17 protein-coding genes are annotated in these 18,603 nt (G+C 72.5%); 9 read left to right on the top strand and 8 right to left on the bottom strand.

The features are described 5' to 3' along the window. From G412_RS0131420 to G412_RS0131435, 4 genes are all read left to right on the top strand, one after another. Entirely contained in the window at window positions 1-906 is a 906-nt protein-coding gene (locus G412_RS0131420; protein ID WP_028815501.1) for a LysR family transcriptional regulator, read from the top strand. A gap of 106 nt (window positions 907-1,012) precedes the next feature. Further along, window positions 1,013-1,618 carry a cysteine dioxygenase family protein gene (locus G412_RS36900; protein ID WP_051338731.1) on the top strand — a complete coding sequence of 202 codons (606 nt, stop codon included), beginning with the start codon at window positions 1,013-1,015 and terminating at the stop codon, window positions 1,616-1,618. A gap of 127 nt (window positions 1,619-1,745) precedes the next feature. After that, window positions 1,746-2,543 carry a 4'-phosphopantetheinyl transferase family protein gene (locus G412_RS36905; RefSeq protein WP_244283341.1) on the top strand — a complete coding sequence of 266 codons (798 nt, stop codon included), beginning with the start codon at window positions 1,746-1,748 and terminating at the stop codon, window positions 2,541-2,543. Between the two features lie 175 nt (window positions 2,544-2,718). Then, window positions 2,719-5,373 carry an AAA family ATPase gene (locus G412_RS0131435; protein ID WP_244283342.1) on the top strand — a complete coding sequence of 885 codons (2,655 nt, stop codon included), beginning with the start codon at window positions 2,719-2,721 and terminating at the stop codon, window positions 5,371-5,373. 24 nt (window positions 5,374-5,397) lie between these two features. On the opposite strand, the gene G412_RS0131440 is transcribed toward G412_RS0131435, so the two are convergent. The 4 genes from G412_RS0131440 to G412_RS0131455 all read right to left on the bottom strand — a co-directional run bounded on the left by G412_RS0131440 (window position 5,398) and on the right by G412_RS0131455 (window position 9,070). Continuing rightward, a complete protein-coding gene (locus tag G412_RS0131440; RefSeq protein WP_028815503.1) occupies window positions 5,398-6,672 on the bottom strand; it encodes an MFS transporter in 1,275 nt (424 codons plus the stop codon). 45 nt (window positions 6,673-6,717) lie between these two features. Continuing rightward, complete coding sequence (locus G412_RS36910) at window positions 6,718-7,971, bottom strand: SGNH/GDSL hydrolase family protein (protein WP_037650546.1); 1,254 nt, start codon at window positions 7,969-7,971, stop codon at window positions 6,718-6,720. A gap of 131 nt (window positions 7,972-8,102) precedes the next feature. Continuing rightward, a complete protein-coding gene (locus tag G412_RS36915) occupies window positions 8,103-8,621 on the bottom strand; it encodes a hypothetical protein (RefSeq protein WP_244283343.1) in 519 nt (172 codons plus the stop codon). Window positions 8,622-8,629: 8 nt separating this feature from the next. After that, complete coding sequence (locus G412_RS0131455; protein ID WP_028815504.1) at window positions 8,630-9,070, bottom strand: ATP-binding protein; 441 nt, start codon at window positions 9,068-9,070, stop codon at window positions 8,630-8,632. Window positions 9,071-9,275: 205 nt separating this feature from the next. Here G412_RS0131455 and G412_RS0131460 point away from each other — a divergent pair, with 205 nt between their 5' ends. From G412_RS0131460 to G412_RS0131470, 3 genes are read left to right on the top strand one after another with little or no spacing between them, the layout of a single operon-like run. Then, entirely contained in the window at window positions 9,276-10,145 is an 870-nt protein-coding gene (locus tag G412_RS0131460) for a helix-turn-helix domain-containing protein (protein ID WP_028815505.1), read from the top strand. Between the two features lies 1 nt (window position 10,146). Then, window positions 10,147-10,383 carry a DUF397 domain-containing protein gene (locus G412_RS0131465; RefSeq protein ID WP_028815506.1) on the top strand — a complete coding sequence of 79 codons (237 nt, stop codon included), beginning with the start codon at window positions 10,147-10,149 and terminating at the stop codon, window positions 10,381-10,383. Window positions 10,384-10,443: 60 nt separating this feature from the next. Then, complete coding sequence (locus G412_RS0131470; protein WP_028815507.1) at window positions 10,444-11,253, top strand: SAM-dependent methyltransferase; 810 nt, start codon at window positions 10,444-10,446, stop codon at window positions 11,251-11,253. A 24-nt stretch (window positions 11,254-11,277) separates the two neighbouring features. Here the strand turns inward: G412_RS0131470 and G412_RS0131475 are convergent, their stop codons facing one another. Further along, the gene (locus tag G412_RS0131475; protein WP_037650549.1) at window positions 11,278-12,192 is read right to left on the bottom strand and encodes a helix-turn-helix domain-containing protein; all 915 of its coding nucleotides are present in this window, start codon (window positions 12,190-12,192) and stop codon (window positions 11,278-11,280) included. 129 nt (window positions 12,193-12,321) lie between these two features. On the opposite strand from G412_RS0131475, the gene G412_RS0131480 reads away from it, so the two are divergent. After that, window positions 12,322-13,833, top strand: a complete 1,512-nt coding sequence (locus G412_RS0131480; protein ID WP_028815509.1) for an alpha/beta hydrolase — start codon at window positions 12,322-12,324, stop codon at window positions 13,831-13,833. Window positions 13,834-13,882: 49 nt separating this feature from the next. Here G412_RS0131480 and G412_RS0131485 read toward each other — a convergent pair whose 3' ends face one another. Both G412_RS0131485 and xylB read right to left on the bottom strand, forming a co-directional pair. Beyond that, on the bottom strand, window positions 13,883-14,395 hold the full coding sequence (locus G412_RS0131485) for a hypothetical protein (protein ID WP_028815510.1): 513 nt from the start codon (window positions 14,393-14,395) through the stop codon (window positions 13,883-13,885). Window positions 14,396-14,505: 110 nt separating this feature from the next. Further along, window positions 14,506-15,981, bottom strand: coding sequence for a xylulokinase (gene xylB, locus G412_RS0131490; RefSeq protein WP_028815511.1), 1,476 nt, complete (start codon window positions 15,979-15,981; stop codon window positions 14,506-14,508). Window positions 15,982-16,078: 97 nt separating this feature from the next. Between xylB and xylA the strand changes: the two genes are divergently transcribed. Then, on the top strand, window positions 16,079-17,251 hold the full coding sequence (xylA, locus tag G412_RS0131495; protein WP_028815512.1) for a xylose isomerase: 1,173 nt from the start codon (window positions 16,079-16,081) through the stop codon (window positions 17,249-17,251). Between the two features lie 30 nt (window positions 17,252-17,281). Here the strand turns inward: xylA and G412_RS0131500 are convergent, their stop codons facing one another. After that, a complete protein-coding gene (locus tag G412_RS0131500; RefSeq protein WP_028815513.1) occupies window positions 17,282-18,502 on the bottom strand; it encodes an ROK family transcriptional regulator in 1,221 nt (406 codons plus the stop codon). Window positions 18,503-18,603 lie beyond the last annotated feature (101 nt).

Below are 18,603 nucleotides of genomic sequence, written 5' to 3' on the forward strand. Positions count from 1 at the left end.
GTGTTCGATACGCGGCACATCAAGTCCTTCCACGAAGTGGTCAGGACCGGCTCGTACTCCGCCGCAGCCCGCGTCCTGGGATACACGCAGCCAGCGATCACCCAGCAGATGAAGGCGCTCGAACGTGACGTCGGTACGCCCCTGTTCACCCGCGTCGGCCGCGGTCTGCGGCTCACCGAGGCCGGGGAGACGCTGGCACGGCACGCGGCCGTCATCCTCGACGACCTGTCCGCCGCCCGGCAGCAGATGACCTCCCTCACCCGGCTGCGCGCGGGCCGGGTGCGCGTCTGCGCCTTCCCCAGCGCCAACGCGACCCTCGTCCCCGAGGCCATGGCCCTGCTGGCCGCCGGTCATCCGGGGGTGGCAGTGGAGCTCCTGGAGGACGAGCCGCCCGAGTCGCTGCGGCGCCTGGTGCGCGGGGAATGCGACATCGCGCTCGCCTTCACCTATCCGGGGTCGCACGAGGACGTGCCCGGAGAAGTGCTGGAAGTCCCGTTGATGGAGGACCAGTTACTGGTCCTGCTGCCGGCCGGGCACCCGCTCGCGCGGCGCCGTGCCGTTCGGCTGGCGGACCTCGCGGAGGAACGCTGGATCGCGGGCTGTCCGCGCTGCCGCGTCAACTTCCTGCACGAGTGCGCCGAACAGGGCTTCGCGCCCGACATCGCCTTCACCACCGACGACAACCTCGTGGTGCAGAGCCTTGTCGCGGAAGGGCTCGGCGTAGCGATGATGCCGGGTCTGGTGCTCAACTTCCTCCGCCACCCGAAGGTGGCGGGGCGTGCGTTGCAGCCCGCGTCCCGGCGGCAGATCTCGGCGTACGTGCTGCGTGAGCATCTGCGGATACCGGCCACGGCGCTGGTGCTCGGAGAGCTCAAGACGGTCGCGGCGAACAAGATCGGCTGCTGACGGCGCCGAAGGGCCACACCGCGTCCGGACTCATAAGCGGATCTTGGGCGGTACCGCACAAACGCTCCTTGGACGCCGCCGGCCGGGCCGCGCAAGGCTTGCCCGTATGACCACTTCGACCGCGGCCATGGATGGGCGCACGACGACGCGTCTCGCCGTATTCATCTCCGAAGTCCGTGAGGCCGTCGCGCTCGGCCTGCCGCCCGACCCCACGGCGCACCTTGTCGGCGAGCGGCTCGCACCGCATCTGGGCGCCGGCGACCTGCTCACCGCCGGGCAGCGCGCGAGCGATCCGGAGCACTACCGCCAGCACCTCCTGCACGCGGAACCCGACGGAAGTTTCTCGGTCGTCGCGCTCGTCTGGCTGCCCGGCCAGCGCACCCCCGTGCACGACCATGTGGCGTGGTGCACGACCGGCGTCCACGCCGGCGCCGAACACGAGCGGCGCTACCGGCTCGTCCCGTCCTGCGACGGCACGGCGGCGCGGCTGGTCGCCACGCGGGACGTCGTCAACCCGCGGGGGACGGTGTGCGGCTTCGCGCCGCCCGGGGACATCCACCTCGTGTGGAACGCGGGAACGGACGTGGCGATCTCCCTGCACGTGTACGGCGCGGACCTGTCACGCCTCGGCACGAGCGTCCGGCGGGTGTACGAGGTGCCTGCTGAGCGGGCGGCAACCGGTGCCGCTGACGGCACGCCGGGTCAAGCGTGATGCCGGGGCGGGTGGGGGCGCGCCGGTGACCACGGCCTCACCGCGGCCCGGCATGCGGGATTCGGCCACGGCCGTCGTCCGGCCGACCCGCTTCGGGATTCCGGTGCGTACTGCCTATGCTCGGCCGGTGAACGCAACCGTGATGTACGCGCCCACGACCCCGGTTCTCGGAGCGTCCGCACCCGTGGTGTGGCCGCAGCCGCGCGCGGAAGGCGGCGGCGCGGCGCCCGTGCTGTGGAGTGTGGACGCCGAGCGGCAGGGCGACGTCGCGGCGCGGCTCGCCGTCGGCGTACTCGACGACGGCGAGAAGGAGCGCGCGGCGGCGTTCGTCCGCGAGGCCGACCGCAGGTGTTACGTCACGGCCCATGTGGCGCTCAGGTCGATGCTGGGCGCCTGCCTGGGAATCGAACCGGCAGCGGTGCGCATCCACCGGGAGCCGTGCGCTTCCTGCGGCGGCCCGCACGGGCGGCCCGCCACGGCGGACGGCCCGGTGCACTTCTCGCTGTCGCACAGCGGCAGCGTGGCACTGATCGCCTGTGCGGCGGTGCCCGTGGGGGTGGACGTGGAGGCGGTTCCCCGGCCCGGCGTGGTGCGGGAGGTCGCGGGGGAGTTGCATCCGCGAGAGACCGCCGAGCTGTTGGCCTTGCCCGAGACCGGTCGGGCTGCGGCCTTCGCGCGGGTCTGGGCGCGCAAGGAGGCGTACCTCAAGGGGCTCGGCATCGGTCTCGCCCGCGGTCTCTCGCTCGACTACCTCGGCACCGGCCCGGCGGCGGCGAAGCATCCGGCGGGCTGGACCGTCAGCGATGTGGTGGCCCCCGACGGCTTCGCGGCCGCCGTCGCCGTTCAGTCCCCGCCCGCGCCCGCGCAGGCTTCCGCTCCGGGCGACGGGGAGCACGCGTCACGCGAACCGCTCCACCGCGCCTGACACGCCACCTGCCACGGCCTGCTGTATACGATCCCGACCGCCCGCGTGTTGACCGGAGCCCCTCAGTCCGCACGCCGGGGCGGCCAGTGACGAAGCGCCGGGTAACGGTCGTTCACTCGTTTCGGACCGAAGTGCGCGGAACGATTCCACCCGCAGCGCCGCCGGGCTACGCTCGATGTCCGCCACGGTTTGGGGAGGGATGATGGTGTCCGGCCCGGAGCTCCCGGTCACCGTCCCGCTGCTGGAGCGCGAGACGGAACTCGCTGCCGCCGCACGCGCCGTCGACGCGCTCTGCGCCGACGTGCCTGCCGGTGGAGTTCTCGTCTGCGGTGGCGAGGCGGGCCTGGGCAAGACCGCGTTGCTGTCCGAGATCCGGCGACTCGCCGCCGGACGGTGCACCGTGTGGTCCGCGCGCGCCGGCGAGACGGTCACCTCGGTCCCCTTCCATGTCGTACGGCAACTTCTGCAGCCCGCACTCGCGCTGCCCGGCGCGGTGGACGCCAGGGAGTTACTCGGTGACGGGTACGAGATCATCGGCCCCGCGCTCGGCGTGGCGCCGGCCGGCGTGCGGGCCGACCCCCAGGGTGTCCGGGACGGCCTGGACGCCCTGGTCCTGCGCCTGGCGGCCGTGCACCGGCCGCTGGTCCTGCTCGTCGACGATGCCCATTGGGCCGACCTGGAGACCCTCGGCTGGCTGGCGTCCTTCGTCCAGCGCGACGACCTTCCCGTGCTCGTCGTCATCGCGTACCGCACCGAGGAACCCACCGGTGACACCGCGGAGTGCATCCGGGCGATGGAGGCCGTCGCCGGACAGTGCGTCACCCTGCGGGCGCTCAGCCCCGAGGCGGTGGCGAGCCTCGCACGCGCCGCCCTGGGCGAGCACGCGGACGATCCGTTCTGCCGTGAGGTGTGGGCGGTCACCGGCGGCAACCTCTACGAGACCGTGGAGCTCGTCGCCAAGGTGCGCGACGGATGCCTGGACCCGGTCGAGGGCTCCGCGGGCGCCCTGCGCGCCCTCGGTGCCGCCGCGCGCGGCACCGGCCTGATCGCCCGGCTCGAAGAACTGGGCACGGACACCACCAGGTTCGCCTGGGCCGCCGCCATCCTCGGTACGGAGATCTCGCTGGACCTGGCCGCCTCGCTCGCCGGCCTCGACGGTGCCCGGGCCGCCGACTGCGCCGAACGGCTGCGCACGGCCCGCATTCTCGCCGGTACCGACCCCATGGAGTTCGTCCACCCGCTCATCGCGGGCGCCGTCTACCGCGCCATTCCGCCCGCCACCCGCACCGCCATGCACTGCCGGGCCGCCTGGGCGGTCACCCGGGCGGGCCGGGGCGCGGCGGCCGCCGCGAGGCACCTCCTCGAAGTCCACCCGGACGACGACCCGGAGCTGGTCGCCCAGTTGCGCGAGGCCGCCTCCGAGCACCTCGCCGTCGGCGCTCCGGACGCCGCCAGACGCTGTCTGGAGCGCGCCCTCGAAGAGCCTCCGCTGCCCGGAGAACACGCCAAGGTGCTGTACGAACTGGGCTGCGCCACGCTGCTGACCTCGCCCGCCACCACCGTCGGCCACCTGCGGGCGGCCCTGGGCATGCCGGGCCTGGACGCCGGTCAGCGTGTGGACGCGGTCTTCCGGCTGTCCCAGGCGCTCACGCACAACAACCAGACACGGGAAGCGGCCCAGGTCGTGGCCGCCGAGGTCGCCAGAACCGCCGCCGGCCCCGCCAGAATGCGGCTCCAGGCCGTGCACTTCCTGTGGGAGGGCGTACAGGCGGCCGAGGACGACGGCCCAGGACGCTCCCGGCGCCTCGCCGAGATGACCGAAAGCCTCCAGGGCCGCGACAACTCCGAACGCGTGCTCCTCATACTGAGGGCCTTCGACGGCACCGCACGCGGGGAGAACGCCGAGGAGATCGTCCAGATCTGCGACCGCGCCCTGCTCGACGGCATGCTCGCGCCGGGCCTCGGCTGGACCAACACCGCCTGGGGTTTCGAGCCCCCGGCGCTGCTCGGCCTCACGTACGCCTTCGCGGACCGGCTCGACCAGGCCGAGAGCCTCTTCGACGAGGCACTGCGCGCCTTCGAGATCTCCGGCTGGAGCGGCGGTCATCTGGCCTTCGCCAACGCCCTCGTCGGCTACCTCCAGCGCAGGCGCGGCCGGCTCGCCCAGGCCGAGATGTATCTGCGCGAGAGTCTGCGCCTCGCCGAGCGCGTCGGCAACGGCCTGCCGATGCACTGGGACGCCGCCTGCATGCTCATCGACACGCTGCTCGCGCGGGGCAGGGTCGACGCCGCCCGGGAGGCGGCCGAACGCCACGCGTTCGCGCCGCCGTACCCGTCGTCGATCGTCATTCCCGACGCCCAGTGCGTACGCGGAAGGCTGCTGCTCGCACAGGGCCGCACCAAGGAAGCCGTCGCCGAGTTCGAAGCGGCGGGAGAGGCGTTGACCTCGCGCGGCCGGCACAACGGTGTCATGGCGCCCTGGGCGAGCGATCTCGCCCGCGCGGTGGCCGCCGACGACCCCGAGCGCGCCGCCGCCCTCGCCGCCTACGTACGGGACCGCGCGGAGCGCTTCGGTACGGACACCGCCATCGGCGAGTCACTGCGCTGCGCGGCGGCCCTGGAGGAGGGCGAACGGGCAGTGGAGCTGCTCGCCAAGGCGGTCGCGTTCCTCGAAGGGTCACCCTGTGCGTACGAGCACGCCCTGGCGCGGGTCGAGTACGGCATCGCCGCGCGGTCCGCGGGCGAGCTGAGCCGAGGCCTGGCCCTCGCCGGGAAGTGCGGCGCCGACGGACTGGTGAAGCGTGCCCGTGAGGCGCTGCGTTCGCTCTGAGGAACAACAGCACCGTTCACCGGCTCAGCGGTCCAGCTCCTTGTGCGCGCTCTCGGGAAGCCGGAAGTACACCGCCGTGGACACCAGGCACAGCGCGGCGACGTACCAAGGGAACAGTCCGGGCCGGCCCAGCTCCTTGAACAGCGTGCCCACGTACGGCGCCGTACCGCCGAAAAGCGCGACCGTGAGGGAGTAGGGGAAACCGATGCCGGCCGCGCGGACCCTGGCCGGGAAGATCTCCGCGTTGACCGCCGCCGAGATCGACGTGAAGCCGGTGAGCAGGACCATTCCCGCGCACTGCACCAGCAGCAGCGACGTGAAGGAACCGTTGACGGCGCGCAGCAGGGGAACGCTCAGCAGCGCGAAGCCGATGCCGAAGAACAGCAGCAGCGGCTTGCGGCCGTATCGGTCGGACAGTAGCCCGCCGACCGGCTGGAGCAGCGCGAAGAAGGCCAGTGAGATGGTGCCCGCGAGCAGCGCGTCGGACTTCGCGATGCCCGCGTTCAGTTCGGCGTACGTCGGCAGATAGGACGTCCAGGTGTAGTACGCGATGGTGCCGCCCGCGGTGATGCCGCAGATCAGCAGCGACTGGCGCGGGTGGTGCCGCAGGGCGTCGAAGAGACCGGGGCGCGGCTTGTGCGCGTGCCCGGCGGCGAGGGTCTCCTGGGCTCCGCGCCGGATCCAGAAGCCGACGAGACTCAGGGCCGCCCCCACGACGAACGGAACGCGCCACCCCCACCCCTCCATCGCCCCTTCGCTGAGGCCCGCCACGAGCGCGGCGGCGATGCCCGACGCGGCGAGCTGGCCCGTGGTCGTGGAGACGTACTGGAAGCTGGAGAAGAGACCGCGCCTGCCCGGCCCGGCGGACTCGACGAGGAAGGTGGTCGACGCGGCGAACTCGCCGCCGACGGACAGTCCCTGGAGCAGGCGCGCGGTGACCAGCACCACCGGAGCGAGGACACCGGCGCAGGCGTACGTCGGTGTCAGGCCGACCAGCAGGCTGCTGCCGCCCATCAGGAGGATGGTGAGGGTGAGCGCGGCACGACGCCCGCGCCGGTCCGCGACGGCGCCCATCAGCAGACCGCCGACCGGCCGCATGAAGAAGCCGACGGCGAAGACGGCGAAGGTGGAGAGCAGGGGGACGAGGGAATTGCCGGAGCCCTGGGGAAATATCTGCCCGGCGATATAGGTGGCGAGGAAGGTGTACGCGTACCAGTCGTACCACTCGACGGCGTTGCCGACGGAGGCCGCGAGCAACTGCCGGACGGGGCGCCGCGCAGGGGCGAGGGTCTGTGTCATGATCACGACCCTCCCCCCGCGCGAACGGCCTCAACCGCCGGTGCGTCAACGCCTCGGACAGCGCAGGCTCTTCAGGTCGACGGTGTCCGCCATCGTCCGCATGCCGGCGTCGTTGGGGTGGAGATGGTCGCCGCTGTTGTACGCCGGAAGGAGCCGGGCCGGCGCGGCCGGGTCCATGACCGCCCGGTCGAAATCGACGACGGCGTCGAACGCGCCGCTGCCGCGGATGAAGGCATTGACCTCCTGCCGTACGGCCTCACCGGCCGGCGTCCACTCCCGCCAGCCCTCGTACGGCATGACCGTCGCCCCGACGACGCACACGCCCGCCGCGTGCGACCTGTCGATGATCTGCCGGTAACCGGCGATCAGTTCGGCGGCTGTCGGCGCCGGGACGCCCTTGATGTCGTTGACCCCTTCGAGCAGCACCACGGTGCGCACGCCGTGCTGCGAGAGCACGTCCCGGTCGAGCCGCTTCAGCGCGCTCTCGCCGGAACCGTCCTTGAGGACCTTGTTGCCCGAGATCCCCTCGTTGGCGACGCCCTTGACGCGCGAACCGGGATCGGCGTCCAGCCTGCGGGCCAGGAAATCCGGCCAGCGGCGATTGGTGTCGCGGGTGGAGATCGCGCCGTCGGTGATCGAGTCGCCGAGCGTCGCCACGGCGCCCGTGCCGCGCCGGGCACCCACGGTGACGGCGTCGAGGTAGAACCACGAGGCGATCCGCTGAGTGAAGGGCGCGGCGGAGTCGTCGGCGGCGTGGTTGCCGGCCGGTGCGATGTACGACGTCTGCAGGGCCATCCTGTGACCCGTCGCGGCGCCGCCCGCGCTGCGTACGTACAGGCTGACGGCCAGGTCGGACCGTGGCCGCACCGTGCCGGGCAGCGGGTCGCTGTAGACCGAGCCGCCGGGCGGCACGCTCACCGAGGGCGATCCGGCGAAGGTCAGCGGCCGGTTGGTGCCCGGCACCAGCGCGGCGCCGGTGGCCCGCAGTCCGGCGTACGCGCGGCCGAAGGTCACCGGCTTGGTGCCGAAGGCGTTGGAGAGCCGGACCCGCAGCCTGCTGCCGCCGGCGCTGGTGTGCACGACGAGCCGGTACGTGCGCTCCGGGGCGGCGCCGGCGGTGGACAGCCTGTCCGTGCCGGCGGCCCAGGTGACGACGGACGTTGTGCCCGGCCCGGTGGGCGCGGGCGAGGGCGTGGGCCGCGCGGTGGAGGGCGGCCCGGCGGCGAGGACCGTTGTGATCGCGACGGCGACGGCGGTCAGGGCGTGTGGGGCGTGTCTGCGTAACGTGGGTCTGTTCATGGCGCGGAGATTCCTCCCCTGAGCATGGGCATGCGCATGGACATGCCCGTCCGGCAGTCAGGGAATTGACTCGCGGCCCGGCAGGCGCTGTCCAGGGTGCGCGGCACGAACAGCCGCTTGCGCGGAGGTGGTCAGGACCCCTGATGCGGCACAGTGGACCACGCCGGGGCGGTGCCCGCGACCCGGCAGACCATCAGGTAGAGCGGAATCGGCGGCGTGTACGGTGCGCTGCCCTCCGGCGTGTGGATCAGGCGCGGACGTGTCGCGGGTACGTACGCCCCCGAGACGTAGCGGGCGGGTCGCGGCCAGGCGAGTCCGAGGTCCGACTCGGCAGGCACGAGCCACCACCACCAGTCGGCGTCGGCGAAGACGCATCCGGGCCGGGACAGATGGGCCATCATCCGCAGCCCGTGCCGCGCGGGAAGCCCCACGGCGTCGCAGCCGAGCGGTGTGGAAAGACCGGGCGGCACGGGCAGGCGGACCCGTCCGCCGCTGCGCCCGCCGTTCCGCTCGCCGCCCTGCTCGGCGGTGTGTGCGCCGGTGTGCGCGCCGGGCTGCGGGCCCTTCTGGGGGCCGCCGTACGCACGGCTCTGCGCGACCGCCTCGTGGCGACGCACGCGCGAGAGCCGGCCCGCCGGCAGGCTGGTCATCACGGACCTCAGCAAGGAAGCTCCGCCCAGACGATGCGCCCCGGACCGTCCGTCGCATCGCGCGTTCCCCAGAAGCTGCTCAGGGTGTCGACGAGCTGCAGCCCGCGCCCGTGTTCCTCGTCGCCCGCCTGACGCAGCCGAGGCCCGGTGGGCTCCAGCCCCTGATCCTTCACGGCGACACGCAGGCGGCCGTCGCTGTCGCGCAGTTCGCACACGACCTGCTCGCTCGCGGTGTGCAGTACGGCATTGGTGAACAGTTCGGAGACGATCAGAGCCGCCGTGTCGCAGGTGTCCTCGTCGACGCCCCACCGCGCCAGCCGCTGCCGCGTCAGGCGCCGTGCCGAGGACACGAATTCAGCGCGGGCCGGCAGTTCGAACCCGTACCGGCGTACGGCCGTTCCCCGGCAGCGGTCCATGAGCTGGGGGACGAGCGCAGTGCCTGGTGCCACGAGCGTTTCCTCACGGTGGGGGGAGACGCCGGACGGCTGCCTCCCTCCGGTGGCAGCGCACGGCATCCGCGTGAACTGGTTCACCGCGCAACTCTCCACCCCAACGCGGCACTTGGCAAGGGTCACTATGAAAATTGCAGAGTGTCATTTCTTTGACTGCGACCGCGTGGCACACTGCTCGCAACAGTCCACGGGGAGGTCTGAAGTGAGTGAACCGCGGTCCGCCCCGACAGTGGGCCAGGTCGTTCTCGGCAAGCGCCTGCTGGAACTGCGCCAAAGGGCAGGCATGACACGCGAAGCGGCCGCCAAGGTGCTCCGCGTCACCCCGGCCACCATCCGCAGGATGGAGACGGCCGAGGTCGGGCTCAAAATCCCTTACGTGCAGCTCCTGCTGCAGGCGTACGGGCATTCCCCGCAGGACATCGATTCCTTCGTCGAGCTGGCCGAGGAGGCGAACAGGCCCGGCTGGTGGCAGCGGTTCCACGGCACCCTGCCCGACTGGTTCAGCATGTACGTCAGCCTGGAGGGCGCCGCGTCGCTCATCAGGGCGTACGAGCCGCAGTTCGTACCGGGCCTGCTGCAGACCGAGAGCTACGCCCGCGCGATCATGCGCGGCGGAGCCGTCGGGCAGACCGGCTCCGGTGCAGCCGACGCCATCGAGCGGCATGTGGCCCTGCGCATGGAGCGCCAGAGCCTCCTCACCCGCGCCGACGCCCCGAAGCTGTGGGTCGTCATGGACGAGACGGTGCTGCGCCGGCCGGTCGGCAGGCCGGATGTGCTGGGGGAGCAGATCGACCGCCTCCTGGAGGCCGTCGAAATGCCCAACGTCACCTTGCAGATCGCCGAGTTCGCCACGGGACACCACCCCGGCACCTACGGCCCGTTCGTCCTCTTCCGCTTCGCCGTACCGGAACTCCCGGACATGGTCTACAGCGAGTACCTGACCGGCGCGGTCTATCTCGACGCGCGCCCCGAGGTGGCGGCCCACCTCGAAGTCATGGACCGCATGGCGGCTCAGGCCGCGACCGCACAACGCACAAAGGAGATCCTCAGGAATCTCCGCAAGGAGCTGTGAGATGGACCGGATATACAACGGCATGCCCGCCAACGACCTGCCCGCGGAGGGCTGGTACAAGCCGTGGAGCGGCGGCAACGGCGGCAACTGCATCGAAGCCATGAAGCTGGCCGACGGCAGGGTCGCCGTCCGCCAGTCCGCCGACCCCGAGGGCCCCGCGCTGATCTACACTCCCGGCGAGATCGCCGCGTTCATCCAGGGAGCGAAGGCCGGACAGGCCGACTTCCTGCTCACCTGATCCGCCACACTTTCCACCGTTCACGTTCACCGTTCACCCCCGCTGACCACGGAGCGCCGTATGACTGGGCAAGACCGCACAGCCGTCGAGATCGACACCAGCAAGCCGCACCCCGCGCGCATGTACGACTGGTTCCTCGGCGGCAAGGACAACTACCCGGTCGACGAGGAGATGGCGCGCCAGCTCCTCACCCTCGACTCACGGGGCCGTGACATGGCGCGGGTCAACCGGGCGTTCATGCACCGTGCCACGCGCTGGCTCGCGGAGAACGGCGTACGTCAGTTCCTCGACATCGGTACGGGCATACCGACCGAGCCGAACCTTCACCAGATCGCCCAGCGGACCGCCCCCGACGCGCGCATCGTCTACTGCGACAACGACCCGATCGTGCTCGCCCACGCGGAGGCCCTGCTGCGCTCCACACCGCAGGGCGCCACCGAGTACATCCAGGCGGACGCCCGCGAACCCGACCTCATCCTGGACCGGGCGGGCAAGACGCTCGACTTCACGAAGCCCGTCGCGCTGTCGCTTGTCGCGCTGCTGCACTTCGTGGGGGACGAGGACGGCGCGCACGCGCTGGTGAACCGCCTCATGGACCGGCTCGCGTCCGGCAGTTACCTCGTCCTGTCCCACGTCACCGGGGACTTCGACCCGGCGGGCGCGGCGAAGGCGTCGGAGCTGTACGCCGCCAAGGGGCTCACCCTGCGGCCGCGTTCCCGCGCGGAGTTCGCCGAGTTCTTCAACGGCTTCGAACTCGTCGAGCCGGGCGTCTCGCTGGCCGCCGACTGGCGACCGGAACTCGGAGAAGTGGTCCCGGTCGCGGGCGACGACCCGATCCCCGGATACGCGGGTGTGGCCCGCAAGGTCTGAACCGGGCCGGGGACCGGGTTGCGTTCAGACGGCCGTACGGGCGATTTGGGCGTCCAGGGCAGCGAGGAGCCAGTCGTGGGCGGCCCCGGCGGTCGGTTCCGGCGGGCCGGACGGCGGGGTGGTCACTTCGGCGGTGAGCTGCCAGTAGAGGTCGATACGGGGGTCCGCGGCGAGCTGGCCGCCGAGCCGGCGGCGGAAGGCGGGGGTGTCGCGCGTGCCGTGTGAGCGGGCGTACGCGGAGACGAAGCAGTCGAGTGCCTCGCCCTCGTGCGGTGCCCGCTGTGCGCGCAGGTGCGGCGCCGCCAGCGCGAACGCCTCGCCGAGACCGTCGTAGAGCACGGCCGGGCGGTAGCCCTTGTCGGGCCGGTGCGCCTCGGGCTGGCCGCGGTCGCCGCCGGGGCAGTCGCCGGAGACGAAGGCGTGCAGCCGGGTGAAGGCCACTACCTGGGCCGGGGTCGGGTCCACCGGTGGCTGTGGGACCGCCTGTTCGATGACCGCGGCGGCCACCCGTGCCGGAAGCCGCGGGGGCAGCCAGCGCCGCCAGAAGCGCGCCAGCGCGGCTGTGCTGGGCGGGGCGGCCACGGCGCCGATCAGGAGCAGCCGCTCGGCGCGTTCCCCGGGGGCGCAGTCCCGGAGCGACTGGAGGGCGGCTTCCCGCCAGCGCAGGGCGGCCAGCCGCGAGCCGACCTCCCGCAGCTGCCGCGCGACGACGTCCTCCAGCGTGTCCTCCCGGTCGAGGATCCGGCCCACCTCGGGGACCGGCAGGCCGAGGTTGCGCAGGGAGCGGATCGTACGCAGCCGGTCGAGTGCGCCGGGGCCGTACCGGCGGTGGCCGCCGGCGCTGCGGACGGCCTCGGGCAGCAGGCCGCGATCGGAGTAGAAGCGGACGGTCTTGACGGTGACGCCCGCATGCTCGGCGAGCTCTCCGATACTCCACATGCCGTCAGGGGACAAGGCTTGAACCTCCCTCAGGGGGAGCTTCTACCGTACCGGCGAGCGCGGATGGCCGGTGCGGCCGATCCCCTGACCAGGGCTTACGAGCCTTATGAGGCGTGCGAGGAGATGTTGATGACGGCATTCATACTGGTTTCGGAGGCCCACACCGGCGGCTGGATATGGCGGGAGGTAGCGGCCCGCCTGCGGGAGTCGGGGGCCGAGGTGCATCCGGTGACGCTCACCGGCATGGGGGAGCGCCGCCACCTGGCGGGACCCGGCACGGATCTGGAGACGCATATCCAGGATGTGGTGCGGCTGATCGACCATGTGGACGCGCAGCGGGTGGTGATGGCCGGTCATGGTTACGGCATCCACCCGGTGCTCGGCGCCGCCGACCGGCGCCCCGAGCGGATCGCCCGGATCGTCCACCTGGACGCGGGCCTGCCCCAGGACGGCGACCCGGCGCTCAAGCTCGTGCCCGACCAGGCGGTCCGCGACCGGCTGCCGCCCCGGTCCGGGGAGGGCGCCGGGGATGACTGGCGCGTCCCTCCGCCGCCGGTCGACGAGTGGCAGCGCTGGGGCAGCCTCGCCGGCGTCCCCGCAGACGCGCTCGCACGGCTGACCCGTTACGCCGCGCCGCAGCCGGTGGGCACGCTCACCCAGCCACTGCGGCTGTCCGGGGCGGGCTCCGAGCTGCCGGTGACGGGTGTCCTGTGCACCGCCAACGGGCCGGGCATCGCCATGGTCGAACTCCAGGTGGGACTCGGGGACCCCCGCCTCCAGGCGCTCACCGACCCCCGAGTGAGTTTCTTCGAACTCGACACCGGCCACTGGCCGATGCTCTCGACCCCCGGTGAACTGGCCGACGTACTGCTCCGGGCCGCGAAGGGAGAAGGGCGCCGACTGTCCGTGACGGTGAGCGAACAGCCCACACACCTGCGGCCTTTCCTCCTGGACGTACCGAAGCGGCCCCGCGAGCGGGTGGGAAACGTCGACCTCCACCTGCCCGATGCCGAAAACCCCTCTCCAACAGTGGTGTTCGTCCACGGCGGCCCGATTCCCGCCGGCGTGCGGCCGACCCCGCGTGACTGGCCGGCGTTTGTCGGCTACGGGCAGTACGTGGCCGGTCTGGGAGCCGTCGGTGTGACATTGGATCACCGGCTGCACGACCTCTCCGACTACGGGCGCGCTGCCGAGGATGTCGCAGAAGCGGTCGAACTCGTACGAGCCGATCCGCGGGTCGACGGGGACCGCGTCGCGCTGTGGTACTTCTCCGGTGGCGGGCCGCTGTCGGCCGACTGGCTCGCGGCGCCCCCGCCCTGGCTGCGGTGCGTGGCGGCGACCTATCCCATACTCGCGCCGCTGCCGAGCCGGGGCCCCGCCGAATCCGGGTTCCGTCCCGCGACCGCGGTGCGTACCGCGGGACACCTGCCGATCGTACTGACCCGGGTGGGGCTCGAACTCCCCGAGATCGCGGTGACGGTCGAGGAGTTCCTGACCGCCGCCAGGGACTGCGACGCCAATGTCGAGGTGGTCGACGTACCGCTCGGCCACCACGGTTTCGAGACGATCGACCACACCGGCCAGACCCGCCACGCCGTGCGGCACGCGGTGCGGTCCGTGCTGGGGCACTTGCGGAGCTGAAGGGCTCCTGACCAGCGGCTCTTGCCCCGTGGGCGGGGTGCCGCCGAGTTCACAGCTTGCCGGTGACGACTCCGCGCCAGGTCCACCCCGCGCCCAGGACGGTGTCCTGCAGGGGGTTCTTCAGGTCGGAGCTGTCGAAGGTGGACGTCTCGGTCGCTTCGAGGCCGCCGTCTTCGCCGCGTCCGAGCGTCCAGCTCTTGGAGACCGTATGTACCTGTCCGCGTTGGGCCTCGGCCGCGAGGGCGAGCCGGGGGGTATCGCCGGCCCACGTGACCTCGTACTGCTGGTCGAGCGAACGGACTTCCTGCTTCTCCGGGACCAGGCGCATACGGACTTGGAACACTCGGCTCACCTGGTTGCGGACGAAGAAGGTCTGCCAGGCCGGGTCCAGGATGCGCCACTCGGCCACCAGGTCGGCGCCCTCCTCGCGGCCGTCCCTGATGACGTACGGGACGTCAGGGCGATTGAGGCCGAGCAGAGCCGCGTGGACCTCGGCCGCGGATCGCGGGGCGACACCGTCGGCGGGGCGCTTGGTTCCGGTCAGCCTGTCGAAGAGTCCCATGAAATCAACCTTTGAAGAGTGCCGCCGACGACGGCCGCGACGGCCGGCGTCTGCGTGAGTCCGGGTGCGTGCGCGAGAAAGCGATCACGCCGGCCCCAGCGCCAGCGACTCTATGCTGAGAAACGGCCAGTGAGGTCGTCGAGTGCCGACGTGACCCGGGCCCACGTGGCCCAGTCGCGGTTCAGGGGTGGGAGTTCCGTGCCGGATCCGGCGTGCCATCCGGTGGCGACCGTCACCGCGTCCTGTCCGCTCGCGGCGCCCGCGGCGAGCGCCGCCGCGCCGAGGGCGACCAGTTCGGTGGTCTCGGGGATCAGGAGCGGGCGGCCGGAGAGGCGGCGTACGGTCTCCACCCAGGTACGTCCGCGCGCCCCGCCCCCGATCAGACGCAGCGGGCGCGAGGCGACCTCGGAGTCGGCGGGGTCGAGGCCGCAGGCGCGCAGTACCTCGTCGAGGGCCCGCAGGACGGTCACGGCGGCGCCCTCGTAGGCGGCGCCCAGGAGTTGCTGCGGCGTGGTGTCGTGGCGCAGGCCGGTCAGGAGGCCGGAGGCGGCGGGGAGGTCGGGGGTGCGTTCGCCGTCGAGGTACGGGAGGAGCACGGCCTCGCCGCCCGGCACGGCGTCGTCGCGGTTCAGGCCGAGGAGGGCCGCGACCTTGTCGACGGCGAGGGTGCAGTTCAAGGTGCAGGCGAGCGGCAGGTAACCGCCGTCGGCGGCGGCGAAACCGGCCAGCGCGGGGGAGGCGGGCCGGGTGCGGGTCGCCGCGAACACCGTACCGGAGGTACCCAGGCTGAGCACCGGATGGTCCAGCAGCCCGGCGCCGCCGAGGCCGAGCCCCACCGCCGCGGCCATGTTGTCGCCCGTACCCGCCGCGACGGCGATCCCGGCGGGCAGGCCGAGCCGCTCGGCCGCCGCGCGCGTGAGGGAGCCGATGCGGGTGGCGCCGGTCGGGGCCACGGTCGGCAGCAGCTTCTCGTCCAGGCCGACCAGGCCGAGGAGTTCCGCGTCGTACGCGCCGGTGGCGGTGGAGTACCAGCAGGTGCCCGAGGCGTCACCGGGGTCCGTCGCCGCCACCCCGGCCAGCCGTTCCGTGAGGAAGTCGTGGGGCAGGCGTACGGCGGCGGCCGACTCGGCGGCGTACGGCTCGTTCTCCCGCAGCCACTGCCACTTCGCGGCCGTCATGGAGGCGACCGGGACCGATCCCGTACGTGCCGTCCACGCCGCGGGGCCGCCGAGCGCCGCGGTGAGGGCGGCGGCCTGCGGCGCGGAACGGGTGTCGTTCCAGAGCAGGGCGGGGCGCAGCGGCCGCCCCGCGCCGTCGAGTACGACCAGGCCGTGCTGCTGGCCCGCGACCGCGATGCCGGTGACGGCGGACGCCCGTACCCCCGACTCCCGCAGACCGGCGGCGACCGCCTCGCCCAGCGCCTGCCACCACACCTGCGGATCGCTCTCGCGCGCCCCCGCCTCGCCGGTGACCTCGTGCGGCGCGCGCCCGACGGCCAGCAGCCGGCCTGTCGCGGCGTCGACGAACGCCGCCTTCGTGGACTGCGTGGAACTGTCCACCCCGATGACGACGGTGCTCGGCGGCATGGGACCCCTCGTTTCCTCGGTTCGCTTCTGTGGGACAGATTGGTCGTGCAGTATTAGTCATGTCAACAAACAAATGGAGGCCGGTCACATGAGTCGCATGACGGAGCGCTTCACCCCCACCCCGGACGACAAGTTCACCTTCGGTCTGTGGACCGTCGGCTGGCAGGGCGTCGATCCCTTCGGCACGGCGACCCGCCCGGCCCTGGACCCGGTCGAGTCCGTCCAGCGCCTCGCCGCCCTCGGCGCCCACGGCGTCACCTTCCACGACGACGACCTCATCCCCTTCGGCTCCTCGGACGCCGAACGGGAGGCGCGCGTCAAGCGGTTCCGCCAGGCGCTGGACGCCACCGGCATGAAGGTGCCGATGGCGACCACCAACCTCTTCACCCACCCCGTCTTCAAGGACGGCGCCTTCACCGCCAACGACCGCGACGTACGCCGCTACGCCCTGCGCAAGACCATCCGCAACATCGACCTCGCCGTCGAACTGGGAGCCACCACCTACGTCGCCTGGGGCGGCCGCGAGGGAGCCGAGTCCGGGGCCGCGAAGGACGTGCGCGTCGCCCTCGACCGGATGAAGGAAGCCTTCGACCTCCTCGGCGCGTACGTCACTGAGCAGGGCTACGACCTGCGCTTCGCCATCGAACCCAAGCCCAACGAGCCGCGCGGCGACATCCTCCTGCCCACCATCGGCCACGCCCTCGCGTTCATCGAGCGCCTGGAACGCCCCGACCTGGTCGGCGTGAACCCCGAGACCGGCCACGAGCAGATGGCCGGCCTCAACTTCCCGCACGGCATCGCCCAGGCCCTGTGGGCGGGCAAGCTCTTCCACATCGACCTCAACGGCCAGACCGGCATCAAGTACGACCAGGACTTCCGCTTCGGCGCCGGCGACCTGCGCCAGGCCTTCTGGCTCGTCGACCTGCTGGAGACGGCCGGTTACGAAGGGCCCCGCCACTTCGACTTCAAGCCCGTACGGACCGATGGCACCGACGGCGTATGGGCCTCCGCCGCCGGCTGCATGCGCAACTACCTGATCCTCAAGGAGCGGGCCGCCGCCTTCCGCGCCGACCCGGCGGTCCAGGACGCGCTGCGCGCCTCCCGGCTCGACGACCTCGCCCGCCCCACCGCCGCCGACGGCCTCGCGGCGCTGCTCGCCGACCGTGGTGCGTACGAGGAGTTCGACGTCACGGCGGCAGCCGAACGGAGCATGTCCTTCGAGGTGCTCGACCAACTGGCGCTCGACCACCTGCTGGGCGTACGCCAGTAACGGAGCCCGCGTGCGAGCCGGTCCCGGTGCTCAGTACGCCGCCGGGTCCGCCAGTACGTCCCGTACCACCAGCGCCGCCGCGCCGCGCGCCGCGTCCCCCGTCAGGGACGAGGCGCGCAGCCGGCCGCTGTCGCCCGGCCACAGGCCGGACACCACCCGCCGCTCCAGCTCCCGCTCGGCGGGAGGCGACAGCCACGGCATCAGCGTCCGGTAGATCCCGCCGAGCACCACCGCGTCCGGATCGAAAAGATTCACCGCCCCGGACAGGACGAGCCCCAGCATGGCCCCGGCCTGCCGGATCGCCGCGACGGCCCGCGCGTCGTCCGCACGCGCCCGCGACTCCAGCTCCGCCACGCCCGGCAGCCCGGCGTTCTCGTCGATGCCCGCCGCCCGCAGCACCGCCCGCTGGCCGGCGTACTGCTCCAGACAGCCCCGTGAGCCGCAGCGGCACTCGGGCCCCTCCGGGTCCACCACCACATGCCCGATCTCTCCGGCGAAACCGTGCGCGCCGCGCAGCAGTTCGCCGCCCAGAACCAGCGCGCCGCCGACGCCGATCTCACCGCTCAGGTAGAGGAACGTACGCTCCCGGCCGAGGCCGCCGAACCACAGCTCGGCCAGCGCCGCCAGATTCGCCTCGTTGTCCGAGCCGACCGGCAGCGTCCCTGGCCCCGGCAGCAGTTCCGCCAGTGCTCGCGCGAAGAGTTCCTGGGCCGCGACGCCGTTCCACCCCAGGTTGGGCGCCTGGCGGACCGTACCGCCGGAGACCAGACCGGGCAGTGCCAGCTTTACGCCGACCGGCCGCAGGCCGAACCCGGCCGCCGACTCCAGCGCCCGCGACGCGATCGCGGCGGCGTGCGCGAGGACTTCGTCCGGCCGGGCGCCACGGTTGTCGGTGTGCTCGGTCAGCCGTACCCGGTCGTCGCCCGACAGGTCGGTCACGCACACCGACACGTAGTCGACGTTGACCTCGACACCCAGCCCCGCCACGCCCGTACGCGCCACCTTCAGGACGGTGCCGGGCCGCCCCGCCTGCCCGCTGAACGTCTTTCCCGACTCGGTGACGAAACCGCCGTCCAGCAACTGCTCGACCAACGAGGAGACGGCGGCCCGCGTCAGCCCCACCCGCGCCGCGACCCCGGCGCGCGTCGCCTCGCCCCCGTCGTGGACGGCGCGCAGCACGAGGCTCAGGTTGTGCCTGCGCACGGTGTCCTTGTCGGCCTTCGGTTCCAGGCGCGGGGGGTTGCTTCTCATGGCACCGAGAGCCTAAGCGACGCCGTTCGGCGCCCGGACGTACGGCCTGGGCGCCGGTTACTCGCGAGGAACGGCGAGGTTGCTCTAAGGTGAGCGCTCCG

Origin of the sequence: Streptomyces flavidovirens DSM 40150 (genome assembly GCF_000429085.1) — a bacterium.
GTDB lineage: Bacteria > Actinomycetota > Actinomycetes > Streptomycetales > Streptomycetaceae > Streptomyces > Streptomyces flavidovirens.

Coding starts and splice junctions, on each gene's coding strand:
- G412_RS36900 (WP_051338731.1), top strand. CDS start 1,013: ATGACCACTTCGACCGCGGCCATGGATGGGCGCACGACGACGCGTCTC.
- G412_RS0131435 (WP_244283342.1), top strand. CDS start 2,719: ATGTCCGCCACGGTTTGGGGAGGGATGATGGTGTCCGGCCCGGAGCTC.
- G412_RS0131440 (WP_028815503.1), bottom strand. CDS start 6,672: ATGACACAGACCCTCGCCCCTGCGCGGCGCCCCGTCCGGCAGTTGCTC.
- G412_RS36910 (WP_037650546.1), bottom strand. CDS start 7,971: ATGAACAGACCCACGTTACGCAGACACGCCCCACACGCCCTGACCGCC.
- G412_RS36915 (WP_244283343.1), bottom strand. CDS start 8,621: ATGACCAGCCTGCCGGCGGGCCGGCTCTCGCGCGTGCGTCGCCACGAG.
- G412_RS0131465 (WP_028815506.1), top strand. CDS start 10,147: ATGGACCGGATATACAACGGCATGCCCGCCAACGACCTGCCCGCGGAG.
- G412_RS0131470 (WP_028815507.1), top strand. CDS start 10,444: ATGACTGGGCAAGACCGCACAGCCGTCGAGATCGACACCAGCAAGCCG.
- G412_RS0131475 (WP_037650549.1), bottom strand. CDS start 12,192: ATGTGGAGTATCGGAGAGCTCGCCGAGCATGCGGGCGTCACCGTCAAG.
- G412_RS0131480 (WP_028815509.1), top strand. CDS start 12,322: ATGACGGCATTCATACTGGTTTCGGAGGCCCACACCGGCGGCTGGATA.
- G412_RS0131485 (WP_028815510.1), bottom strand. CDS start 14,395: ATGGGACTCTTCGACAGGCTGACCGGAACCAAGCGCCCCGCCGACGGT.
- xylB (WP_028815511.1), bottom strand. CDS start 15,981: ATGCCGCCGAGCACCGTCGTCATCGGGGTGGACAGTTCCACGCAGTCC.
- xylA (WP_028815512.1), top strand. CDS start 16,079: ATGACGGAGCGCTTCACCCCCACCCCGGACGACAAGTTCACCTTCGGT.
- G412_RS0131500 (WP_028815513.1), bottom strand. CDS start 18,502: ATGAGAAGCAACCCCCCGCGCCTGGAACCGAAGGCCGACAAGGACACC.